Origin of the sequence: Parabacteroides sp. AM17-47 (genome assembly GCF_003434625.1) — a bacterium.
In the GTDB taxonomy this organism is placed as follows: Bacteria; Bacteroidota; Bacteroidia; order Bacteroidales; family Tannerellaceae; genus Parabacteroides; species Parabacteroides distasonis.
Genome location: NZ_QTLI01000006.1, coordinates 195796 through 217037, shown reverse-complemented (window position 1 = coordinate 217037; position 21242 = coordinate 195796). Strand labels below are relative to the sequence as shown.

Here is a 21242-nt window from a genome sequence, read left to right as displayed (position 1 = left end):
TTTCAGTATCGTACATCATACAATATGCTATACAACACATAATGTAAGTAAAACAATTAGTATGAGAACAAATAATGAAGGCGCTTTCACGTACCTCTAACTTTTATTTCCTACATTTGTTATATTTATAAAACATCGGACATGAATCTAAAAAACATATACTTCTCTTGGCTGATTTATTGGGGTAAAATGAAGGGATTATTGAACGGGATAGCGGAAGCGATTATCCTACTCGCCTCCTTAGCCTCTTTCTTCGTATTGATCTACCAATTCGGCTTTGTACAGACACCCGATTCCGTCCATATCCTAGAGCGCTCCCGCCCATTCATCCTGCTAGCTTTTTTCACGGGCATAACACTCCGGTACGTGGTGAGGTTCCAAGAAATCATACAGGAGAAAATGTTGTATCTCGATATCAGCATCTATTTCCTTTTATTCGCCGTATTATCCAGCAAGATATTTTTCAAGGATGCCATAGCGCACTCTTTGCCTTATTTGTCTTTCCTTACGAAACCTCTCTTCGTATATGTCTTATTATTGCTGCTTAGCACGATTCACTTATCCCGGCAGACGTTCACGCTGATGCAGACACGGATCAAGCCCTCGTTGCTTTTCTTGCTCAGTTTCGTGTTCGTGATATTGGTCGGGGCCGGGTTGCTATCGTTGCCGAACGCCACTACGCACCGGATTCCGTTTATCGACGCTTTGTTTATCTCCACGACCTCGGTATGCGTAACCGGACTAACCACCGTCGACGTAGCCACTAGTTTCACGCATATCGGGCATATTATCATCATGATTTTAATACAGATCGGCGGTATCGGGGTCATGACATTTACCTCTTTCTTCGCCCTCTCCTTCATGGGGAAATCCTCTTTTACGAGCAAGATGATGCTGAAAGATATGTTGAACGAGGATCGGACGGGAGGGTTGTTCCGGGTCATCTTAAACATTCTTTTCGTGACCTTGTTTATCGAGGGGATCGGCGCCTATTTTATTTATATGGACGTACGGGGAAGCCTGCCGGGAGGTACGCAGCAGGAATTATTCTACGCAATGTTTCATGCCGTGTCCGCTTTTTGTAACGCAGGGATCTCTACCTTGAGCGGCAATATGTACGATCCGTTAGTGGCGGATAAGTACAACCTCCATTTCTGGATAGCCATGCTGATTATATTCGGAGGCTTGGGCTTCCCGATCGTCTTCAATTACCTGAAACTCTTGCATCACTTGCTGATGAATGGTATCAAGATATTGATCGGTAAGCAAAAGCATTATATCCATACGCCCCGTATTATTAATGTACATACGTACATTGTTGTTATATCTACCTTGATCCTGTTAATTACCGGAACGGCTTTCTACCTCTTTTTCGAGTATGACAATACCTTGGGCGACCTTCCCCTGCGGGGGAAACTGGCAAATGCGTTCTTAGGCGCCGTCACGCCTAGAACGGCAGGATTCAACGTAGCGGATATGGCTACATTGGCCCCTCCGACCTTAATGCTGACGTTGATCCTTATGGTAATCGGAGCCGCCCCTATGTCCACCGGCGGCGGCTTGAAAGTGACCACCGTTTTCGTAGCTCTGGTTACGACCTTGAACGCCGCACGTGAGAAAGATAAAGTGGAAGTGAGAAAACGGGAGATCGCCCCATTCGCTATCCGCCGGGCATTCGCTATCATCATGATGTACTTCATGTGGGTGGCGATCGCTACGTGGGTATTATCCTATACGGAAAAAGGGGCGCCGCTGTTCTCCCTATTGTTCGAGGTTGTTTCCGCCTTGAGTACCGTAGGCTTGAGTATCGATTATACCCCTCACCTCACCCCTATCGGGAAAATCATCATTATCAGCACGATGCTGGTCGGACGTATCGGGGTATTGGCCTTCCTCGTAAGTTTCTGCAAGGAATACACGAAAAAGGACTATACATATCCACAAGAAAATATATTAATGTAAAAATAAGATAGCATGAAATATTTAGTAATCGGATTAGGGAATTTAGGACGTGCGATAGCGAAGGACTTGACACGTGTCGGCAATGAGGTGATCGGCGTAGACATGGATCTGCATCGTGTCGATATGCTAAAGAACGACATAGCGGGGGCGATCGCCTTGGACTCCACGGACAAAGAGGCATTGAGCACCCTGCCATTGAGCGAGATGGATGCCATTATCGTAACATTCGGTAAGGATTTCGGGACTTCCGTTCAGACCGTCGCTTTATTGAAGAGTCTGGATGCGGGCAAACTGATCGTGCGGGCGATCTCATCGATCCATGAGACTGTGATCCGTGCGATCGGGGTAAGCGAGATTATCACACCGGAAGAGGATTTCTCTACGATGTATACCTCCCAAGCGTCTTTAGGCGGCCTGTTCAGGCATTGGTATAAAGTAACCGATACGGAACATCTCTATAAGATCAAGACACCGGCCACTCTTGTCGGGCAAACGATCAAAAATATTGATTTCGAGGAGAATTTCGGCATCCATCTGGTAGCGATCGAACGTCCTTACGAGAAAAAGAACCTGATCGGACTCACACAAACAGAATACAAGGTTATCAGCCGCATCAGCGAGGAATTGGTGATCGAGGCTGATGATCTACTGATCTTATTCGGGAAGATGGAGCTATTAAATAAAATAGCCAACATCTAAAACAAAACATAGGCAGACGATCACGATATAATCAGCGTCGTCTGCCTACGGCTAATATCAACGAAGCGATCAAGCCCCCGCTATCTCTATCGTATAGGAGGCATCGAAGACCTCTCCCGGTTCCAAATGCCATGCCCAATCCCGGTCTTTATACTCACCCGTATAATCCACCCGGTCGCAACGCCCATACCAAGGTTCGATACAGACAAACGGAGCGTTTTTCGTAGGCGGAGACCATAAGCCTACCACCGGAGCCGTAAAGGTGAGCGAAAGGTACGGACGTTTCTCCACATCCAATAAGTCCACCCGCTTAATCAGGCTGTCCTCCAAGATAAACGTATCGATATCGAACGTATGGATATTCAACGGCAGCAAGCCGTCCGCATCCAAAGGTACCGGACGAACCACGTCCCCTACGCACCCTTTCTCCACCAGCGCACGGTATACGAGATCTTTTTTCACATCGAAAGCGAAATACCCTCGATCCGGTTGATCCACCTCATAATTCGGGTACAGGAAAGCCGGATGAGCGCCGATCTGGAAATGCATCGTCTTATCTCCCGTATTCTTCACACGCCAAAGCACCTCCACCTTATTGCCCTCCAAACGATACCCGATCTCCAGAAGAAAAGGGAACGGATAGGCTCTCAGCGTGTCCGGGGTACTTTCCAGCGCGAAACGCAACTCGTTCTCCGCCTCATCGATCAACGTAAAATCCATATCCCGTGCAAAGCCGTGCTGCGACAGCGGATACACGGTTCCCTCGTTCCGATACTCGGCCTTCCATACGCTCCCGACGATCGGGAACAATACCGGGGAATGACGTTTCCAGAAAGCGGGGTCCGCTTGCCAGAGATACTCCTTTCCCGTAGCGTTCGCTACGATACTACTCAACTCCGCTCCATGTTCGGAGACACGGATCGTTAGTTCTTGATTTGATACTGTCTTCATTCCTTATGATAAGTTTAGTAATTGTTCGGCGGGAAGTCCCTTGCTTTTCAAGAAACCGTTCAAAGTCCCGAATAATAAGGGCTGTCGCCGGAAATCTTCCAGATAAACCCGTTTCAGGCAGTCTACCGGCATCGATATCGGAACGTATGGGATCAAGTTTCCATGCTCATAACGATAGAGCACCTCATCCGTAGCTTGCAGCGAGGCCAACCGCCATTCCTTATCCCCCACCGAGGAAGGCTGCTTCACCTCCAGACAGGCGTTACACAGCATCGAGAAAAAGCGGGAATCAGGCGTAAAGCCCGTGTGCTCCTCATCAAAAAAGAAGGTATCGTATTCCTTTTCCAATTGTGCCGTAAAATGGTTCAAGATAGGCTCCTTCTCATACTTGCAGGACAACAGGGAATAATTCTCGAACAGGCAAAGCTCGCCCAACGACTGATAGTCCAGCTCAAGGACCAGAGAAGGCTCGGCAGACTGGGCCGGCTCACCGGGTTCCTCATACAAAGGGATCACGTACATGCCTATCTCCGGCCCCACCAGCATCCGGCTGTCCTGTCTGAAAAAGGGCATCGCTTTCTTGCTCTTTTCCACAGGTATCCCTTTGCGTTCCTCATACAAGCCGATAGACTCCCTAAGCAAGGAAAGCCCATACTCGATCTCCTCTTGCGGCACGATATGCATCAACCCCTTCGCCGGAAGCGTGAAAAAGGAATCAGGCCCCGAGGTAGTCCGAAAGCTTTCGACAAAAGCGTTCAATGATACTCTACAATATAAAACCATACAATCTGTTTTTTGCCTCGCAAGGTAGAAAAATATTATCAGAACCGATATGCCTTCCGACAAGAATTTATCTTATTACGCAAGATCACTGCAACCCGGGTTGCAGTAAAAAGCAGTTCTACTTTGTAAAAGGAGTTGACTCGCATATCAAAATAATCATTATCTTTGTTCGGAATAACAAGCGAGTAAAAAAAGACCGTACCGTAAATCAAGTATAAACCAATATAGTATACAATTATGAAACGTCGTGATTTTTTAAAGACCAGTGTCATCGCTAGCGCGGCTCTATCCTTAAATTTTGAAGGTCTGCAAGCGGCCCTTTCCACGAACACCGTAGCCGTAGAGAAGGCTCCCGATATGGTAGCCGTTATGGGTGGAGAGCCGGAGGTGATGCTAGATAAAGCCTTGGAAGCCCTTGGCGGTATCGGAAACTTCGTAAAGAAAGGACAAAAGATCGTAATCAAGCCGAATATCGGTTGGGACCGCTCTCCTGAATTGGCCGGTAATACGAACCCCAAATTAGTGAAAGCCTTGGTCAAGAAATGCTTGGAGGCCGGCGCCTCTAAAGTGACCGTATTCGACCACACCTGCGATAACTGGCAGAAATGCTATGAGACGAGCGGGATCGCCGAGGCCGTAAAAGAGGCCGGAGGTATCATCATGCCTGCCAACGATGAGAAATATTTTAAGGAAGTATCCATTCCGGGTGGCGTGAACCTGAAAAGCGCCAAGATCCATGAGGCCCTGATCGAGGCGGACGCATGGATCAACGTCCCCGTATTGAAGAACCATGGTGGGGCGAAGATGACTTGCGCCATGAAGAACTATATGGGAATCGTATGGGATCGCCGTTTCTTCCATCAAAATGATTTGCAACAATGTATCGCCGATATTTGCACTTGGCAAAAGAAACCGGTATTGAACATCGTGGACGCTTATCGCATCATGCACCAAAACGGCCCGCAAGGAAAGAGCGCGGCCGATGTGGCTACCTTGAAATCCTTGATCGCCTCCACCAATATCGTCGCTATAGACACCGCCGCCCTTCGCCTGTTCAACCAAGTGAAGAAGCTGGATATGGCCGCCGTAGGTCATATCGGTAAAGGCGAGGCTTTAAAGCTGGGTACAACGAATCTGGATAATGTCACGATCAAACGTATTAAGATATAATCGAGGATGAAGAAGCCTAATTACTTAAAAGGATTGCGGGTCGTACTCGCGATCCTCATTTTCGTACCCATACTTTTATTCTTCGTTGATTTCGCCGATGTATTGCCGGACAACCTGCACACGTTGTTGCATCTCCAGATCATGCCCGCTATTTTAGGGGGAATGGCGGGGTTGGTAGTCTTCCAATTCGTATTGGCTTTATTGTTCGGCCGGATCTATTGCTCGGTTATTTGCCCGGCGGGCGTATTGCAAGATATTATCAACCGGGTTTTCTGTATCGGAAAGAAGAAAAAGAAAGGAGTACGCAGGTTCAGCTATCATAAGCCCATGAATATCTTACGGTACTCTATTCTCGGGCTTACATTCGTACTGGCTGTTTTCGGGATGATCGAATTATGTACGTTGCTAGATCCGTACAGTAACTTCGGCCGTATAGCGAACAACCTGTTCCGTCCGGTCGTCATGTGGGTCAATAACCTGCTGGCCGACGGATTGGCACGGATGGATAACTATACGCTTTATCACGTCACGATTAGCAACGTGACGGTATTCGGCGTGATATCCGCTTTGGTTGCGCTACTCGTATTCATCATCATGGTCGTATTCCGGGGAAGGTTGTTCTGCAATACGCTTTGCCCGGTAGGAACGCTGTTGAGCCTGATCTCCCGGTATTCGTTTTTCCGGATCTCCTTTGACAAAGAAGCCTGTACGCATTGTGGTAATTGCGAGCATACTTGTAAGGCGGAGGCGATCGACAGCAAGAACCTCACCGTAGATACCTCCCGTTGCGTAAATTGCTTCAACTGCGTGTCCTCGTGCGCTAAAGGAGGATTGCAATATCGTTTCAAGCCTTCCTTCAAGAAAGAAGCCGAAACAGCTCGCATACAAACGGACGTGATCCAACAGGCTACCGCTCCGAACAGCCGCCGTACATTTCTCTCGGCAGGGGCTACCGCCGCGGCCTCCCTCCCGATCGTATCCACCATTGCCCAAGGAATGGAAAAAGGGCATGGCAAAGGGCAGCACGGGCAAGGTAAGCACGGCAAGAAATGGCCCCCTATCGTACCGCCGGGAGCGATCAGCTTAGAGCGTTTCAAGGATGTATGTACCGGATGCCAGATTTGCGTGACTCAATGCCCGAGTCATGTACTACGTCCCACGGGACTGGAGTACGGCTTTGATTATATGTTGAAACCCCGTATCGCTTACATCGACAGTTATTGCAACTACGAATGCACGGTCTGCTCGGAGGTTTGCCCCACGCACGCTATAAAACCGCTTACTAAGGAAGAGAAAGCTACTACGCAAGTGGGCATCGCCACCTTCTTCATCAACCGCTGTATCGTAAAGACGGAGGGGACGGACTGCGGGGCCTGCTCGGAGCACTGCCCTACCCAAGCCGTGCATATGGTTCCTTACGAGGGCACGCTTACCATCCCGCAAGTAAACCCGGATCTTTGCATCGGTTGTGGCGGCTGCGAATCGATCTGTCCCGTACGCCCGATGAGAGCGATCATCATTAAGGCGAACGAGGTTCACAAGTTCGTGGAGAAGCCCAAAGAGGAAGAGGTGAAAAAGGTAGAAATAGATGACTTCGGATTCTAAGAGAAAAATGCTACCTTTGTCACAAATTTTTGATACATGACATTTGAATTACAGTATAACGATACGAAATCGAACGCTAGGGCGGGCTTGATTACCACCGATCACGGGGTAATCGAGACGCCTATTTTTATGCCCGTGGGTACGCAAGGTACGGTAAAGGGTGTACATATGACCGAGCTAAAGGAAGATACCAAAGCACAAATCATCTTGGGGAATACGTACCATCTGTATCTTCGTCCCGGTATCCAGATCTTGGAGCAGGCCGGAGGCTTGCATAAGTTTAATACATGGGATCGCCCGATATTGACCGATAGCGGGGGGTTTCAGGTATTCTCCCTTTCCGACAATCGTAAGCTGCATGAAGAGGGAGCCGAGTTCCGCTCGCATCTCGACGGCTCCAAGCATATGTTCACGCCGGAGAAGGTGATGGATATCGAACGCTCTATCGGTGCGGATATCATCATGGCCTTCGATGAGTGTTGCCCGGGAGATGCCGACTACAATTACGCCAAGCAATCACTGGGCCTGACCGAGCGTTGGCTGGATCGTTGTTTCGCCCGCTTCAACAGCACGGAGCCGAAATACGGCTACCGGCAAAGTCTCTTCCCGATCGTACAGGGATGCGTCTATACGGACTTGCGGCAGAGGGCGGCGGAGAACGTGGCCCGAAAAGGCGCCGATGGAAACGCTATCGGGGGATTGGCCGTTGGCGAGCCTACCGATAAGATGTACGAGATGATCGAGGTCGTGAACGAGATCTTGCCGAAAGATAAGCCTCGTTACTTGATGGGCGTAGGAACCCCGATCAATCTGCTGGAAGGGATCGAACGAGGCATCGATATGTTCGACTGCATCATGCCGACCCGTAACGGACGCAACGGCCAACTCTTCACCCGCTTCGGTACTATCAATATGCGTAACAAGAAATGGGAGAACGATTTCTCGCCAGTCGATCCGGACGGACATTCCTACGTGGATACCTTATATAGCAAGGCTTATCTGCACCACTTGATCAAGGCGAAAGAAATGCTTGGCTTACAGATCGCTTCTATCCATAACCTCGCTTTCTACCTATGGTTGGTGAAAGAAGCGAGGGCACATATCATCGCTGGCGATTTTACTACATGGAAAAGTGGTATGGTCCGTCAATTAGCGAACCGGTTATAAAAAACGAGACAGATGAAATTTAAACTAAAACGGATCGATTGGTATATCATCAAGCAGTTTCTGGGCACGTACGTGTTCGCTATCGCCTTGATTATCTCTATCTCCGTCGTTTTCGATATAAACGAGAAGATCGATAAGTTCTTGAATCCGGATGTCCCCTTAAAAGCGATCATCGTGGATTATTACTTGAACTTTATCCCCTACTTCGCCAATTTGTTCAGTCCGTTGTTCACATTTATCGCCGTGATCTTCTTCACGTCGAAGCTAGCGGATCGTTCGGAGATCATAGCGATGCTTGCCAGCGGTATGAGTTTCCGTAGGTTAATGCTTCCTTACGCGGTCTCGGCTACGATTATCGCTATCGTGACGTTTATCCTGAACGCTTACATCATTCCCCCGGCGAATGAGACTCGTATCGATTTCCAGAACAAGTATATCCGCAACAAGAAGGTGGACTACGTAAAGAACGCCCAATTGGAGATCGAGCCGGGTATTATCGCTTATTTCGATAGCTATGACGCTCGCTCGAACATGGGATACCGTTTCTCTCTGGAGCATTTCGAGGATAAGAAATTGATCTCCCGTCTGACCGCCAAGTCAATCAAATACGACTCGCTTTATCAATGGACCGTTATTGATTATATGATCCGTGATTTTGATGGCATGCGGGAACATATTTTCCAAGGCTCCCGTAAGGATACGACCTTGACCATCGTGCCCTCGGACTTCCTGATTTCCGTGAATGATTGCGAGACGATGACAACGCCCGAGCTGAATACGTATATCAACCGGCAGAAAAAAAGAGGTATCGGGAATATACAGACCTTCCAGATCGAGTATCATAAGCGCTTCGCCACGATCATGGCGGCGTTTATCTTGACTTCTATCGGAGCGTCGTTGTCTTCCCGGAAAATAAAGGGAGGTATGGGTATGAATATTGGTATCGGATTGGCGTTGAGTTTTTCTTACATCCTGTTTATGACGGTTACTTCCACCTTCGCTATTAATGGTTATGTGAGTCCTGCCGTAGCAGCTTGGATACCGAATATAGTTTATACATTTATAGCGATATTCTTATATCAGAAAGCACCAAGGTAATTGATTAACTCCTATATTGGTATAACTCTGCCAAATTTCATCCAGTTTAGAGACGGGGCGTGCCCCGTCTCTACAACCTAGGATTTTCAATTATTTCGTGAAATTAAGTCCAAACTCTAACGTTTTTGCGTTCGGAAGTAGTTGCAATACCATATCTACCATTTGCTGATAATTCTCCGGAACCATCGGTTTCAAGATAGGAGCTATCATGGTCAAAACCGGTACGATTAAATCCTTATCCGCATAAAAAGTAGCCTCACTTCCATCCACCTTCATGTTAAGAGGTAGACCATAATAACCTCCTAAATCAACCAAAAGCTTCATGATCTCGTCAATAGAGATACCAGCGGCCTCCAATTTGTCACCAGCAGCCTGTTGTAATAAAGTAGTCAAGACTGTCACATAATTTTTATCCACAGCCACCATAAATTTCCCGTCTACCACACAATATTGGATACTTGCCATTTTCGTGATCTCACCGATTCCTTTATCCTCAGAAGCCCCTATAGGTCTCCAAGAAACATCGAAGATTCCATCTTCCGGTAAGTTAACATTTACAACGCTTACTTTGCCCCAAATCAAGTTACTGATAACTGGCTTTATCATACGCACGAGATCATCGATCGTAGAATTTCCGGTAACGATATTCGCATAGATAGCTTCCACGCCCGCTTTCAAGCTCCAATTACCTACGATAGAAGAAGTTAATTTACGAGTATAAACAACAGAAGCTACGCCCCCTTTCACCGTACCATTTACCGATACCACGCAATCGCCAACCGTACTCTCGCCGGTAAACGTATAAGTGCCGTCCGCTTCCTTCAATGCGGCATCAATAGCGACCGACTTATTTTCGGGGATGATATTGTTCAAGGTTACTGATGCCTTCTCCGCAGAAGAAGCGGCAATCACGACCGATTTACCGTCAACAGGGATTGTCACTTCACCCATTACCAGATTAACGCTCTTACCCTCGTACGTTTTCGACAGATCTTGCCAGTTACCGGAAGAACTTGAATCGTCATCATCACCACATGCCGTAAAAAAACCCATCGTGCAAATCACGGCAAATACATACAACAAACTCTTTCTCATGACTCTTGTTTTAAATTTAACATAAATAGCTATTAATATTATCACAAATATATCCATTCCAACTTCCACTAACAACAATAATTTAATATCAGATGTTCGATTCCTGTGTTTAGATCAAAAATTCACTACTTTTGTCGTATCAAATACTTAAAAACAATCTATCATGAAGAAAGTGTTTATCTCAATGGCCTGCGTATTAATCGCTCTATCCGGTTGCACGAATGGAGGAAGCAATAAAGAATCCATGGAAGTCGTACTGAATATCAAACGGAAAGTAAAACCCGAATGTGTCTCCGCCTTAAAGGAATCATTCTTGAAATGCAAGGAAAGCACGTTGCTAGAACCGGGATGTATCGACTACGGCATGTACCAGTCCCTCACCGATAGCACCGAATTCTTTATCGCCGAGACTTGGAAAAACGACGGGGAATTACAAAAGCACGGCGAAACCGCCCATCTTAAACAACATCTGAATGAGATCAAAGATATGGGAGACCCTTCCTATAAAGGTAGTTTCCGGAAAATTTATGTCTGCCCGAGTGTAAATGACTAATCATTAAGAATTGAAGATTAAAAATCAAGCTTCACATAAGCGTTTATTTTCAATCTTCAATTCCCTATATTAATTACAAAAGATCTGACGCTAACTCAGATAACTCGCTTCGCTCGCCTTTTATCAAGTTGATATGGGCGAACAAGTCCTGTCCTTTCATCTTGTCGATCATATAGGCCAAGCCATTACTTTGGGCGTCTAGATACGGGGAGTCAATCTGTTGGATATCTCCCGTGAAGACCATCTTCGTTCCCTCTCCCGCACGGGTGATAATCGTCTTGATCTCATGCGGCGTGAGGTTCTGGGCCTCATCGATGATACAATAAGTCTCGGACAAGCTACGACCCCGGATAAAGGCCAACGCCTCGATCACCAACTGGTTGTTCTTCTGCATATCGTCGATCTTACGGACATCGGGATTACCCGGGGCAAACTGAGTCTTGATCACGTTCAGGTTATCGAATAGAGGTTGCATATAAGGAGCGACCTTTTGCTTCTCGTCACCCGGAAGGAAACCGAGATCCTTATTCGCCAAAGCGACGATCGGACGGGCCAAAAGTATCTGTTTATACGTGCCGGCTTGTTTCAAGGCAGAGGCCAACGCCAACAATGTCTTTCCGGTTCCGGCCTTTCCGGTCAGCCCCACAAGCTTGATATTCGGATCGTTCAATACCTCGAAAGCGAAACTCTGCTCGGCATTACGGGGCTGGATACCAAAGTTCGTGCCTTTATCCACCTTCTTGATCTTATCCGTAAACGGATTGTAGCGAGCCAATACACTATTACGTACGCTTTTCAAGATAAAGCATTCATTGGGGTCGAGCTTAGACTTGATATCCAACGAATCTGCATCCACACCTTCCGGAGAGCTGTATATCTTGTCGATCAAATCGGGGTCTATATTCTCATAGGTCTCTTGCGCACGCTCGAAAATATCTACATTCACGACCTTATCCGTGATATAATCCTCAACGGGAATACCCAAAGAACGAGCCTTCATACGAAGGTTCACATCCTTGCTGACCAAGGTTGTCTTGATCTTCGGATTCTTCTCGGCAATCGTCAACGCACAAGACAAGATACGGTGATCTGGCGTTTTATCCGGAAAAGAATGCGCTATTTTCTCCTGGTACTTATCACCGGTCACGATATAAAGTGTACCTTTTCCCGGTCCTAGTGAGGCGCCTTTCAAGAACAGGTCATTACTGGTCAATAAGTCTAGCTCCCGAACAAACTCACGGGCATTATAATTGATCTGCTCACTCCCCTTCTTGAACTTGTCCAACTCTTCTAATACCACGATGGGTAGATAGATATCATTTTCCTGAAAGTTCTCGATGCACTTATAGTCATGTAATATGACATTCGTGTCCAACACAAAATTCTTCTTTGCTCCCATGGCCTTTCGATTTAATGATTATTGCTTCTAATATAAGAACAATTCTGACACGTTGATAGTTCAGGCCTGCTAAAATTAGTTACACACACCAATAATTTCGTCATATTGACCAATTCAAGGAAAAATATGTATCTTTACGAGGATTAAAAAATAGAGGAGGATAACGTCATGTTCACAAATTTCAATTTCCAACAAATACTTAGCGCATTCATCGTATTATTCGCTGTTATCGATATAATCGGAGCTATTCCCATCATCATAGACCTAAAGGATAAAGGCAAGGATGTCAATGCGTTGAAGGCAACCCTAATCTCCTTTCTATTGTTATTAGGGTTCTTCTACGCCGGGGATATATTACTCAGGCTTTTCCATGTGGACATCGAGTCGTTTGCCGTGGCCGGCGCTTTTGTGATCTTCCTCCTATCTTTGGAGATGATTCTCGACATAGAGATTTTCAAGAACCAAGGGCCGATCAAGGAAGCTACGTTGGTGCCGCTAGTATTCCCGTTGCTAGCCGGAGCGGGATCGTTCACCACTTTATTATCGCTCCGTGCGGAATATGCCAGCGTGAATATTATCGTAGCCTTGGTACTGAATATGCTATGGGTCTACTTTGTTGTCCGCATGACACGCAAGGTAGAGAAAGTCTTGGGGAAAGGCGGCATATACCTGATCCGTAAATTCTTCGGTATCATCCTGCTGGCGATCTCCGTCAAGCTATTCATGAGCAATATCACCCTGCTAATGGAACAGATAGAAGCGAGTACGAAAGCAATATAGGATTTCCTTTAGAAGAGCATCCAGTTTCATCCTATTGAAACAAAGAGTTCATTAGGATGAAACTACAAGGCATCTATTATTTTCCGAAACGAGATGTGTCTATCGAATCATGTTCCCTCTCCTTGTAACCACCAAACTTCCAGACAAAAGATAATTTCAGACATCTCTCATCATTCAATTTCCTCATCCGGCTCCATTGATTGCCTTGGTTTATCTTGATGGTACGTGGAATGCTGCTGGCGAAAATATCGTCTCCTTTAAGTGTCAAGCTGGCACGGTCATTCAAGAAAGTCCATTTTAATCCAGCGGATATCTCATACATGGAACCCAAGTCGTATATACCTTGGATGGCACCGGGAGTCACGTATTGGCCGTCTATCGTCATTTTTAAATTCGGTTTATCACATAGGTTAAATGTGTTACTCATATGCGCTAACCCGAGATAAGCCTCACGGTTATATGAGATGCCGTGGAAGTTATCATTCTTCTCTTGCATCCTCCAACCTCGCAGTGTGATGCGGCTATTCCAAAAACGACCCACATTAAAAGGAATGATCACCGCCAATCCCGCTTCCAGACTATAATCCATATTCTCGAAACGAAAAACGGTCTTCAGTTCCGTATCGCTTTGATAAGGAAGTTGGGCGAAATAATCCGGCGTGTATTCACAGAACGCTACCAGCATATACTTTTGGCGGAAGATATAGACCATCTGCCCCTCATACGTGCGATAAGGTTTCAACAAGGGATTTCCCGCCACTTCCGAGTAAGAGTTTAGAGGCGTTACTTGCGGGGAGACTTGCCAATAACCGGGATAGGTCTTATCGCTACTTATATCGAACTGTAAAATATGTCGGGGAGAAAACGTATAGCTCAGGGATACGGTAGGAAACAACGCCCCCTCATTCCATAGGTTCATATTTTCCCGGCTAGAGGCGTAGTCAGACTTAAAATACTCCCCTTTCAGCCCGACCGTAGCAGAGAAACGCTCTCCGAAGCTTTTCGATACCTCGGCGAAAATATCAACGATGTATTCCTTTTGTGTATTATCCTCCAACGCTTCCTCGTCCATCTCATAGCCAGCACCTTGATCATATAAATACTCCGAATAGTTTTTCGACGAAGCGTAACCTCCATGCACGCCGTAATTCAATCCCCACCCGGAAGCGAAACTATGTGTCTTATTTAGGAATACGGACCAGCGGGATACATCCTGTCTCGTATTATTTATCATATCAGTCCGGGAACCATTCGTATCCTGGTAATCAAGTACCGAGGGCGAATGATAACGGGTGAAATCCGCTCCTGCCGATATCCCGGCATGTCCATCATATTGTAAACGTATATTATGAATAGCGGAGTGCCCGTCATCACGGACCAAGCTCGTACTCTCACTTTTATTTTCCGGCTTCGACAGATCCAGATATGAGGTAAAGGCATCACGGTCCGATAAGACTTTATCTCCCTTCAGATAATATGCCAAAGAGAGTTTATCCTCATTCGCAAACGTATAATCCATTCCCAGACGAACCGTTCCTCTATTTACATGGACAAGGGCCCGATTATGTTGGCTTATTTCCGTCATACCACTATTTAATGTATGGCGGGCCAACATATCCTCCCCCATCACATCCCGTCTCTTATTACCATTCAACAGGAAATCTATGCTAAAGCCCTTATTCGTATAAAGTAAATTCACATGCGCATCTCCCCCCGCATGGCGATATTGGGTGTAATCCACACCCGTTTCACCTTGCCAAGAAGGAGTCTCGGACTCATTCTTACTCAATACGACATTGAGTAACGCCCCCTTGACATTATATTTAGCTGGAGCGTTATACATCACCTCAGCCTTTTCGACCCTTGAGGCCGGCATAGTTTTCAGTAACTGGATTAATTGATCTGCCGACATTGTCGTCAACTGCCCATTCAAGATTATATTCAAACGACTGGCCCCTACCAGCTCCAGATTATCATTCCGCTCGATAAGCCCCGGTAAGTCCTTGATGATCTCAAAAGCGTTCGTGGCAGTCTTATCCTTCATCAGTTGAGGGACATCATACGTCAGCTTGCCTCCCTCCAGTTTCACTTGCGGGCGTTCTCCCTTTACGGTAATCTCGGCCAACTGATAATCTTTCTCCTCCAGCACCACCGTACCTACGTTGGCGGTAGTTATCTCTTTCTCTACCATATTATATAAGATGTGTTGGAAAATAAGTCGATACGACTGGTCTAGCGGATGATTCAATCGAAAATCCCCAAGCGTATCGGTAACCACGGCATCCACATATACAGAGTCGAGGGTCTGTAAAATCACCGCCACTCCATCTACCGGCTGTTCCTTGCCATCCATCACCTTCCCGGAAATACCTTGTGCCATAATCTCACCGAGACTCATCAGCAAGCATAAAATCATGTAGTAAATAGTACGTTTCATATCGGTTTGTTTTTATCATTTTTCGTTCATACAAAAGAAACGTATTCTTAAAAGAAACTATGTTACCACTCACTTACGAAGTCTTACCTTGTCTTATCAGGAATGTTATTTAGTCTTATCGCCATTTATCAAACCCAACAAAGAGGAACAAGGTAATCTAGAAAACACCTTCGGAAAAGTAGTATGAGTGGTATCCTTTATGCTAAATCTCACCTAAGGGAATTGCAGGAAAAAGGTTTCAAGGCCGCCGTACTCTTTGACGCGAAAACGTAAACTGAACATTAAGAGGTTCTAACTGTTGATATATCAATCAAATATTTGAAGATAACCTATTAAAAGTTGAAAATCATGTGTACAAGAGTAGTTTATTCGGGAACAAACGGGATGGTAGCGACTGGTCGCACAAGACTTTAAGCCGGCGCAACCGTTCAAGTTTATGGGTGTAAAGGATCTTATTTAGTCTTGGCTAACTATTTTTTGGGATAATATGTTCCATATTTCCTTTTACAACATTTGAGTTTCAATTAATATTTATATTTGACGTCAAAAATCTTACAATATGGATAAACAGTTCCTCTGCCTTGATTCACCTACGGACTTTATGGTTGGTAAATACATATCCGCCGACGAACTCAAGGAGTTTATAAATATTCCTTGTAAGATAAAAGCTGGGGTCTTTATCCTTTGCATGGAAGGGCAAATACGCTCAACTATCAATATGTCAGAATTGACCACTTCGAAACTCAATGTTGTAACGCTATTGCCCAATAGTCGCATACAAATACATGAGATATCCCCCGACATCTTGATCTATTTCATAGCGTTCTCTTTCGATTTCATGTGTTACACCAATTTTATCAAGAGCACGATGGGTTATCTACTGATGATTTACAGGTATCCGATTATAAAAATATCCCAAAACAGGGCCAACCTGATCACGAACTTCTACGAGCTTCTCTATCAATATGCCGTATATCCCGATATCTTGAACAATAAAGAGATGATAAAGGCCATTTTCATGATGTGTAGTCAAGGTATCATAGAAATATACAGTAAAATTTACCCATTAGAGAAACAGGAACTTACACGTCCGTTACAAATCTATCAAGAGTTCCTAAATATGGTATTGAGATACTATACGAAAGAGCATAACGTATCGTTTTATGCCGAGAAGTTGGGCCTCACGTTCTCTTATTTCTCGACATCCATCAAAAAAGCGATCGGAGAGACTCCTCAAGAGATCCTCACGCAAACAATAATCATAGACGCTAAGGCTCAGTTGAAAGGGACCAACCGAGAAATCAAGAACATAGCGATGGACCTCGGTTTTAATAATCTATCGTTCTTTAATAAGTTCTTCCGTCGAAATGTAGGCATGACTCCACAAGAATACAGGGGTAAATCGTATACCTATTCTTGTTACCAGAAAACATCCGACTAGCCGAAAGCAAAAACGGAACATATTATCAAAAAGAAGAATTTCAAGGGTACCTTTTATAATTTTTACTTTTGTAGGATAATATAAAAAGACATACGATGGAAGGGCGAGAGACGGATCTAGAATACAACTTATTGATGGGGCTTACGGGAGCTAGCGTTAGCAAACATTTATTGGATGAGCATTTCACACTTTTATGGGCAAATGACTTCTATTACGATATGATAGGTTACCCCAAAGAAGAATATGAAGCTCTTTTCCACAATAAACCCGATTTGTATTTTAAAGGTTATGATGAAGCTTGGAATATATTATCCAAGAATGTTTACGAGACGATAGCTAATAAAGCCAGCGGTTACGAAACCGTTATCCAGATGCCAACGAGAAAAGGAAAAAGATGGACTAAAATCACCTCAACGTTTACCGACCAACTACAAGACGGCATCCCTATCTCCTATACGGTAATGACCGATGTAGAGGACGTAATGCGAAGGCGGATCGAGCAAACGATCACTTATGATAATATCCCCGGCTTCATATCCAAGCATAAAGTACATAAAGACGGCAGTTTTACATTGCTGGAGGCAAATGATAAATATATGGACTTCTCTGGTATCGATAAAAATTCTTTTTTATCTTTCAGTCCTTTCTCCCGTTTAGATGAAACAAGCCGTAATACGATGAACGCACATATCTCCTGTATGCTAAAAGGGGAACCTGTACATTTCGTTATCCAGTCGAAAGACAAAAACGGAAACGACGCTTGGCTACAGTTGAACGGGGAATGTATTGGCTGGGAAGGTGACGAGCCTATCTATCTTATCGTTTACATCAATATCACCGACATTACCGAACAGAGGGAGTTGCAAAAGAAACTGGAGAAACAGTCAAAGCAACTTAAAGAAGCACTAAAGTCGGCGGAACAAGCCAACCAAGCCAAATCTGATTTTCTCGCCCGCATGAGCCACGATATCCGTACACCCATGAACGCCATCATGGGAATGGCGACTATAGCCAAAGCCCATGTAGATGAACATGAAAGAATACTAGATTGTATGGAAAAAATCAATGGAGCCTCTAAATTATTATTGAGTCTGATTAATGAGGTTCTCGATATGTCCAAGATCGAGAGTGGCAGGTTAATTCTTTCGGAGGATGAGTTCAATGTGGGTGAGCTCTTGCAAGACTTGGTCGTTATGATGCAACCGGAGATCAAAAACAAACAACAAACTTTAAATATACACGTCAAGAACCTGAGGCATGAGAATGTAAAAGGCGATACGCAGCGTATCAAGCAGGTATTGATGAATATCCTCTCGAACGCAATTAAGTATACGCCGGAGAATGGGCGAATCACGATAGAGATCTACGAGAAGGCCCCTCATAATGGCATCGGAAATTATCAATTCGTGTTTGAGGATAACGGAAGAGGTATGAAACCGGAGTTTCTGGATAAGATTTTCGAGCCTTTCGAGCGTGCGAGCGATGATGAGATCAAGAGGATACAAGGTACTGGCCTCGGGATGTCGATCAGCCATAAGATCATTCAGATGATGGGAGGAGATATCAAGGTGGAGAGTGAATATGGCAAAGGTTCCCGCTTCACCATCGACATGCCATTGGTTTGCCGGGATCAGAAGCCCGATGATAAGATAGAGGTAGAAGGTTTAGAGGTTCTTGTGGTAGATGATGATAAGATCGCTTGTCTAAACACGTCTAGCTGTTTGCGAGAGATCGGGATAAACAGTGAATGCGTATATTCAGGTAGAGAAGCTATAGAAAAAGTACGACAGCATCATTTAGCGGAGAAAGAGTATTTCGCCGTGATCATTGACTTGAAGATGCCTCAAATGAACGGCATTGAAACAACCCGGCAAATCAGACGTTTCGTGGGAGCGGACGTACCGATCATCATTCTCTCCGCATACGATCTTGAGGAATATGAGGCAGAGGCTAAGGAGGTTAAGGCCAATGGATTCATCACCAAGCCTCTCTATAAGTCCAAGCTACTCCAAGTATTGAGATCTTTCCTTGACGAAGGAGACCAGCCGGAACCGATCCGCCCATTCAAGTTATCAAACGTCGATTATTCCGGCAAGCGCATCTTGCTGGTGGAGGATAACGAGTTAAATCGTGAGATCGCCGTAGAGATCATCGGCAGCACCGGTATCACTATCGATACGGCGATAAATGGGCTCGACGCCGTACATAAAGTCGCCCAATCGGAAGAAGGATTTTACCAGATAATACTGATGGATATCCAGATGCCTATCATGGACGGTTATGAGGCGACCCGGCAGATTCGTTCCCTCCAACGAAGGGATATCGCACATATGCCAATTATAGCCATGACCGCCAACGCTTTTTCCGAAGACGTGACAAACGCTATCAAAGCGGGCATGAATTATCATTTGGCTAAACCGATTGATATTGGGGCGTTGATGGGCATCCTTAGTAAATATTTACAAGCGCCCGCATAAAGTTTATCTTGCGTATTAAAAGTTCATGTAATAAAATTGTCTATTTTTAGCGATCAATTCGATTATAAGCATAAAGAGACTTCATGAACATCAGACTTCGTTTTAAGTTAATCGCTTTGTTGATCGTCCTATCGCTGGCCGGGCTTTTGGTTTTCCAAGGATACTGGCTGAAAGGTTTATATGATACATTATATAAACAGATGGAGATCAATATAGAGGAAGCGATGAAGATCGCCGACTATAAGGAGTTGTTCCTGCGCATCCGATCTATCAAAAAAGAACAGGGAGCGCTGGGACCTCAAACCCAAGATGTGTACTTCAGCTCAGAGCTAGATCCGTCTAATAAGCAGAAGATGGACGCAAAAGCTTCGATCCATCCGCAGAAAGAAGATCCTGACCTTAACCGGGAAGATATCTTCAAGACGGCAAATCCAGACTCACACATGAAATTACATATCGATTACGGGGATGAGGAGGACTTTAGCTCGATAGACTCTACCCTAACGGATTACCTATATGTAATCGGCGAGGTGGAGGACATGGTGCAGCAAGCGATGCATGCGAATATAGATTCTATAAAACCAATTGATTTCAAGACCTACAACAAATTATTAACCTCGGAACTGGAGGCAAGAAACATCGTAACGGAACATGAGCTGGTAACGATTTATAAACCAAACAACGGGGACGAGAAGGGTTGGATGCATCTGGACAAGCCGGAACGATTCACTACGTGGAAAAACCCCGTGCATTTCGATTACCCGCTCCATAACGAGAGCACGTTACAATATCGCCTGTTCCTTAAATCGCCGGCTAGCGTGATACTCACCCAGATGAAAGGCATCCTGATCTCCTCCTTCCTATTACTTTTGCTGATCATTTGCGCTTTCATATACTTACTCCGCACCATCTTAAAGCAAAAGACCGTGGAAGAATTGAAGACCGATTTCACCAACAATATGACGCATGAGCTGAAAACCCCGATCAGCGTCAGCTATGCCGCCGTAGACGCATTATTGAACTTTAGCGATCCCGTCAACGAGAAACAGAAGAAATACCTGACGATCGTTAAAGACCAACTTATCCATCTTACCGGATTGGTGGAACAAATCTTGACACTCGCCGTAGAGAACCGCAGTACCTTCCGCTTGCGCCCCGAAACCATCTCATTAAACGAGTTGGTGAACTCCCTCATCGAGCAATACAAACTGAAAGCGAGCAAACCCGTGGAGTTTACTTACTCCATCCCCGAGGATATAGAATTGGTGGCCGATCGTACCCACCTATATAATATGTTGAGCAACCTTATCGATAACGCAATCAAATACGCCGACAAGGAACCTTGCCGCATCGAAGCGACAGCCCGGCAAGACGATCACGAAACGACAATCTCCATAACCGATAACGGCCCGGGTATCAGCGAAGCCAACCAGCGGCAGATATTCGACAAGTTCTTCCGGGTTCCCAGCGGGAATATCCACAACGTGAAAGGTTATGGCCTAGGATTATATTACGTAAAAGACATGATGGGTAAACATGGAGGAACAGCCCGTGTGGAAAGCGTCCCCGGCAAAGGCTCCACCTTTACCCTGCATTTTAAATAATAATCCGAAAATCAAGTATCA

Annotated in this window: 16 protein-coding genes and 1 pseudogene; 12 read left to right on the top strand and 5 right to left on the bottom strand. The window is 45.4% G+C overall.

The features are described 5' to 3' along the window. The first annotated feature begins 141 nt into the window (after positions 1-141). Together DW205_RS06515 and DW205_RS06510 are read left to right on the top strand one after the other, a co-directional pair. Positions 142-1962 carry a TrkH family potassium uptake protein gene (locus DW205_RS06515; protein ID WP_005857461.1) on the top strand — a complete coding sequence of 607 codons (1821 nt, stop codon included), beginning with the start codon at positions 142-144 and terminating at the stop codon, positions 1960-1962. A gap of 12 nt (positions 1963-1974) precedes the next feature. Then, complete coding sequence (locus DW205_RS06510) at positions 1975-2661, top strand: TrkA family potassium uptake protein (RefSeq protein WP_005862816.1); 687 nt, start codon at positions 1975-1977, stop codon at positions 2659-2661. A gap of 69 nt (positions 2662-2730) precedes the next feature. On the opposite strand, the gene DW205_RS06505 is transcribed toward DW205_RS06510, so the two are convergent. Both DW205_RS06505 and DW205_RS06500 read right to left on the bottom strand, forming a co-directional pair. Then, on the bottom strand, positions 2731-3612 hold the full coding sequence (locus DW205_RS06505) for an aldose 1-epimerase family protein (protein ID WP_005862818.1): 882 nt from the start codon (positions 3610-3612) through the stop codon (positions 2731-2733). A 3-nt stretch (positions 3613-3615) separates the two neighbouring features. Then, the gene (locus DW205_RS06500; protein ID WP_005862821.1) at positions 3616-4395 is read right to left on the bottom strand and encodes a hypothetical protein; all 780 of its coding nucleotides are present in this window, start codon (positions 4393-4395) and stop codon (positions 3616-3618) included. Positions 4396-4632: 237 nt separating this feature from the next. Here DW205_RS06500 and DW205_RS06495 point away from each other — a divergent pair, with 237 nt between their 5' ends. Genes DW205_RS06495 through DW205_RS06480 form a run of 4 tightly spaced genes read left to right on the top strand, consistent with a single transcriptional unit; the run spans position 4633 to position 9435 of the window. Further along, positions 4633-5565 (top strand): DUF362 domain-containing protein, encoded by a 933-nt coding sequence (locus tag DW205_RS06495; RefSeq protein WP_005862822.1) that lies wholly within the window; start codon positions 4633-4635, stop codon positions 5563-5565. Positions 5566-5571: 6 nt separating this feature from the next. Next, on the top strand, positions 5572-7170 hold the full coding sequence (locus DW205_RS06490; RefSeq protein WP_005862824.1) for a 4Fe-4S dicluster domain-containing protein: 1599 nt from the start codon (positions 5572-5574) through the stop codon (positions 7168-7170). A 36-nt stretch (positions 7171-7206) separates the two neighbouring features. Next, positions 7207-8337, top strand: a complete 1131-nt coding sequence (gene tgt / locus DW205_RS06485) for a tRNA guanosine(34) transglycosylase Tgt (protein WP_005862826.1) — start codon at positions 7207-7209, stop codon at positions 8335-8337. Positions 8338-8349: 12 nt separating this feature from the next. Further along, positions 8350-9435 (top strand): LptF/LptG family permease, encoded by a 1086-nt coding sequence (locus DW205_RS06480; RefSeq protein WP_005862828.1) that lies wholly within the window; start codon positions 8350-8352, stop codon positions 9433-9435. Positions 9436-9525: 90 nt separating this feature from the next. Here DW205_RS06480 and DW205_RS06475 read toward each other — a convergent pair whose 3' ends face one another. Beyond that, the gene (locus tag DW205_RS06475; protein ID WP_005862830.1) at positions 9526-10530 is read right to left on the bottom strand and encodes a DUF4925 domain-containing protein; all 1005 of its coding nucleotides are present in this window, start codon (positions 10528-10530) and stop codon (positions 9526-9528) included. A 163-nt stretch (positions 10531-10693) separates the two neighbouring features. On the opposite strand from DW205_RS06475, the gene DW205_RS06470 reads away from it, so the two are divergent. Continuing rightward, positions 10694-11083, top strand: coding sequence for a putative quinol monooxygenase (locus DW205_RS06470; protein ID WP_005857478.1), 390 nt, complete (start codon positions 10694-10696; stop codon positions 11081-11083). Positions 11084-11156: 73 nt separating this feature from the next. Here DW205_RS06470 and DW205_RS06465 read toward each other — a convergent pair whose 3' ends face one another. Further along, entirely contained in the window at positions 11157-12482 is a 1326-nt protein-coding gene (locus DW205_RS06465) for a PhoH family protein (protein WP_005857480.1), read from the bottom strand. 168 nt (positions 12483-12650) lie between these two features. Here DW205_RS06465 and DW205_RS06460 point away from each other — a divergent pair, with 168 nt between their 5' ends. Continuing rightward, positions 12651-13262, top strand: coding sequence for a MarC family protein (locus tag DW205_RS06460; protein ID WP_005862832.1), 612 nt, complete (start codon positions 12651-12653; stop codon positions 13260-13262). 76 nt (positions 13263-13338) lie between these two features. Here the strand turns inward: DW205_RS06460 and DW205_RS06455 are convergent, their stop codons facing one another. Continuing rightward, complete coding sequence (locus DW205_RS06455; RefSeq protein WP_121963070.1) at positions 13339-15699, bottom strand: outer membrane beta-barrel family protein; 2361 nt, start codon at positions 15697-15699, stop codon at positions 13339-13341. A gap of 183 nt (positions 15700-15882) precedes the next feature. Here DW205_RS06455 and DW205_RS22815 point away from each other — a divergent pair. The 4 genes and pseudogenes from DW205_RS22815 to DW205_RS06435 all read left to right on the top strand — a co-directional run. Beyond that, positions 15883-15963: pseudogene (locus DW205_RS22815) on the top strand (cysteine hydrolase); the annotation flags it as partial. A gap of 295 nt (positions 15964-16258) precedes the next feature. Next, positions 16259-17140 (top strand): AraC family transcriptional regulator, encoded by an 882-nt coding sequence (locus tag DW205_RS06445; protein WP_005862871.1) that lies wholly within the window; start codon positions 16259-16261, stop codon positions 17138-17140. Between the two features lie 95 nt (positions 17141-17235). Continuing rightward, positions 17236-19617: a response regulator gene (locus DW205_RS06440; RefSeq protein ID WP_005862873.1), complete on the top strand. Its 2382-nt coding sequence runs from the start codon at positions 17236-17238 to the stop codon at positions 19615-19617. A gap of 83 nt (positions 19618-19700) precedes the next feature. Then, on the top strand, positions 19701-21221 hold the full coding sequence (locus DW205_RS06435) for a sensor histidine kinase KdpD (protein WP_005862875.1): 1521 nt from the start codon (positions 19701-19703) through the stop codon (positions 21219-21221). The last annotated feature ends 21 nt before the right edge of the window (positions 21222-21242 follow it).

Bases quoted from the DNA above. Each gene is read 5' to 3' on its own strand.
- DW205_RS06515 (WP_005857461.1), top strand. From the start codon at position 142: ATGAATCTAAAAAACATATACTTCTCTTGGCTGATTTATTGGGGTAAA.
- DW205_RS06510 (WP_005862816.1), top strand. From the start codon at position 1,975: ATGAAATATTTAGTAATCGGATTAGGGAATTTAGGACGTGCGATAGCG.
- DW205_RS06505 (WP_005862818.1), bottom strand. From the start codon at position 3,612: ATGAAGACAGTATCAAATCAAGAACTAACGATCCGTGTCTCCGAACAT.
- DW205_RS06500 (WP_005862821.1), bottom strand. From the start codon at position 4,395: ATGGTTTTATATTGTAGAGTATCATTGAACGCTTTTGTCGAAAGCTTT.
- DW205_RS06495 (WP_005862822.1), top strand. From the start codon at position 4,633: ATGAAACGTCGTGATTTTTTAAAGACCAGTGTCATCGCTAGCGCGGCT.
- DW205_RS06490 (WP_005862824.1), top strand. From the start codon at position 5,572: ATGAAGAAGCCTAATTACTTAAAAGGATTGCGGGTCGTACTCGCGATC.
- tgt (WP_005862826.1), top strand. From the start codon at position 7,207: ATGACATTTGAATTACAGTATAACGATACGAAATCGAACGCTAGGGCG.
- DW205_RS06480 (WP_005862828.1), top strand. From the start codon at position 8,350: ATGAAATTTAAACTAAAACGGATCGATTGGTATATCATCAAGCAGTTT.
- DW205_RS06475 (WP_005862830.1), bottom strand. From the start codon at position 10,530: ATGAGAAAGAGTTTGTTGTATGTATTTGCCGTGATTTGCACGATGGGT.
- DW205_RS06470 (WP_005857478.1), top strand. From the start codon at position 10,694: ATGAAGAAAGTGTTTATCTCAATGGCCTGCGTATTAATCGCTCTATCC.
- DW205_RS06465 (WP_005857480.1), bottom strand. From the start codon at position 12,482: ATGGGAGCAAAGAAGAATTTTGTGTTGGACACGAATGTCATATTACAT.
- DW205_RS06460 (WP_005862832.1), top strand. From the start codon at position 12,651: ATGTTCACAAATTTCAATTTCCAACAAATACTTAGCGCATTCATCGTA.
- DW205_RS06455 (WP_121963070.1), bottom strand. From the start codon at position 15,699: ATGAAACGTACTATTTACTACATGATTTTATGCTTGCTGATGAGTCTC.
- DW205_RS06445 (WP_005862871.1), top strand. From the start codon at position 16,259: ATGGATAAACAGTTCCTCTGCCTTGATTCACCTACGGACTTTATGGTT.
- DW205_RS06440 (WP_005862873.1), top strand. From the start codon at position 17,236: ATGGAAGGGCGAGAGACGGATCTAGAATACAACTTATTGATGGGGCTT.
- DW205_RS06435 (WP_005862875.1), top strand. From the start codon at position 19,701: ATGAACATCAGACTTCGTTTTAAGTTAATCGCTTTGTTGATCGTCCTA.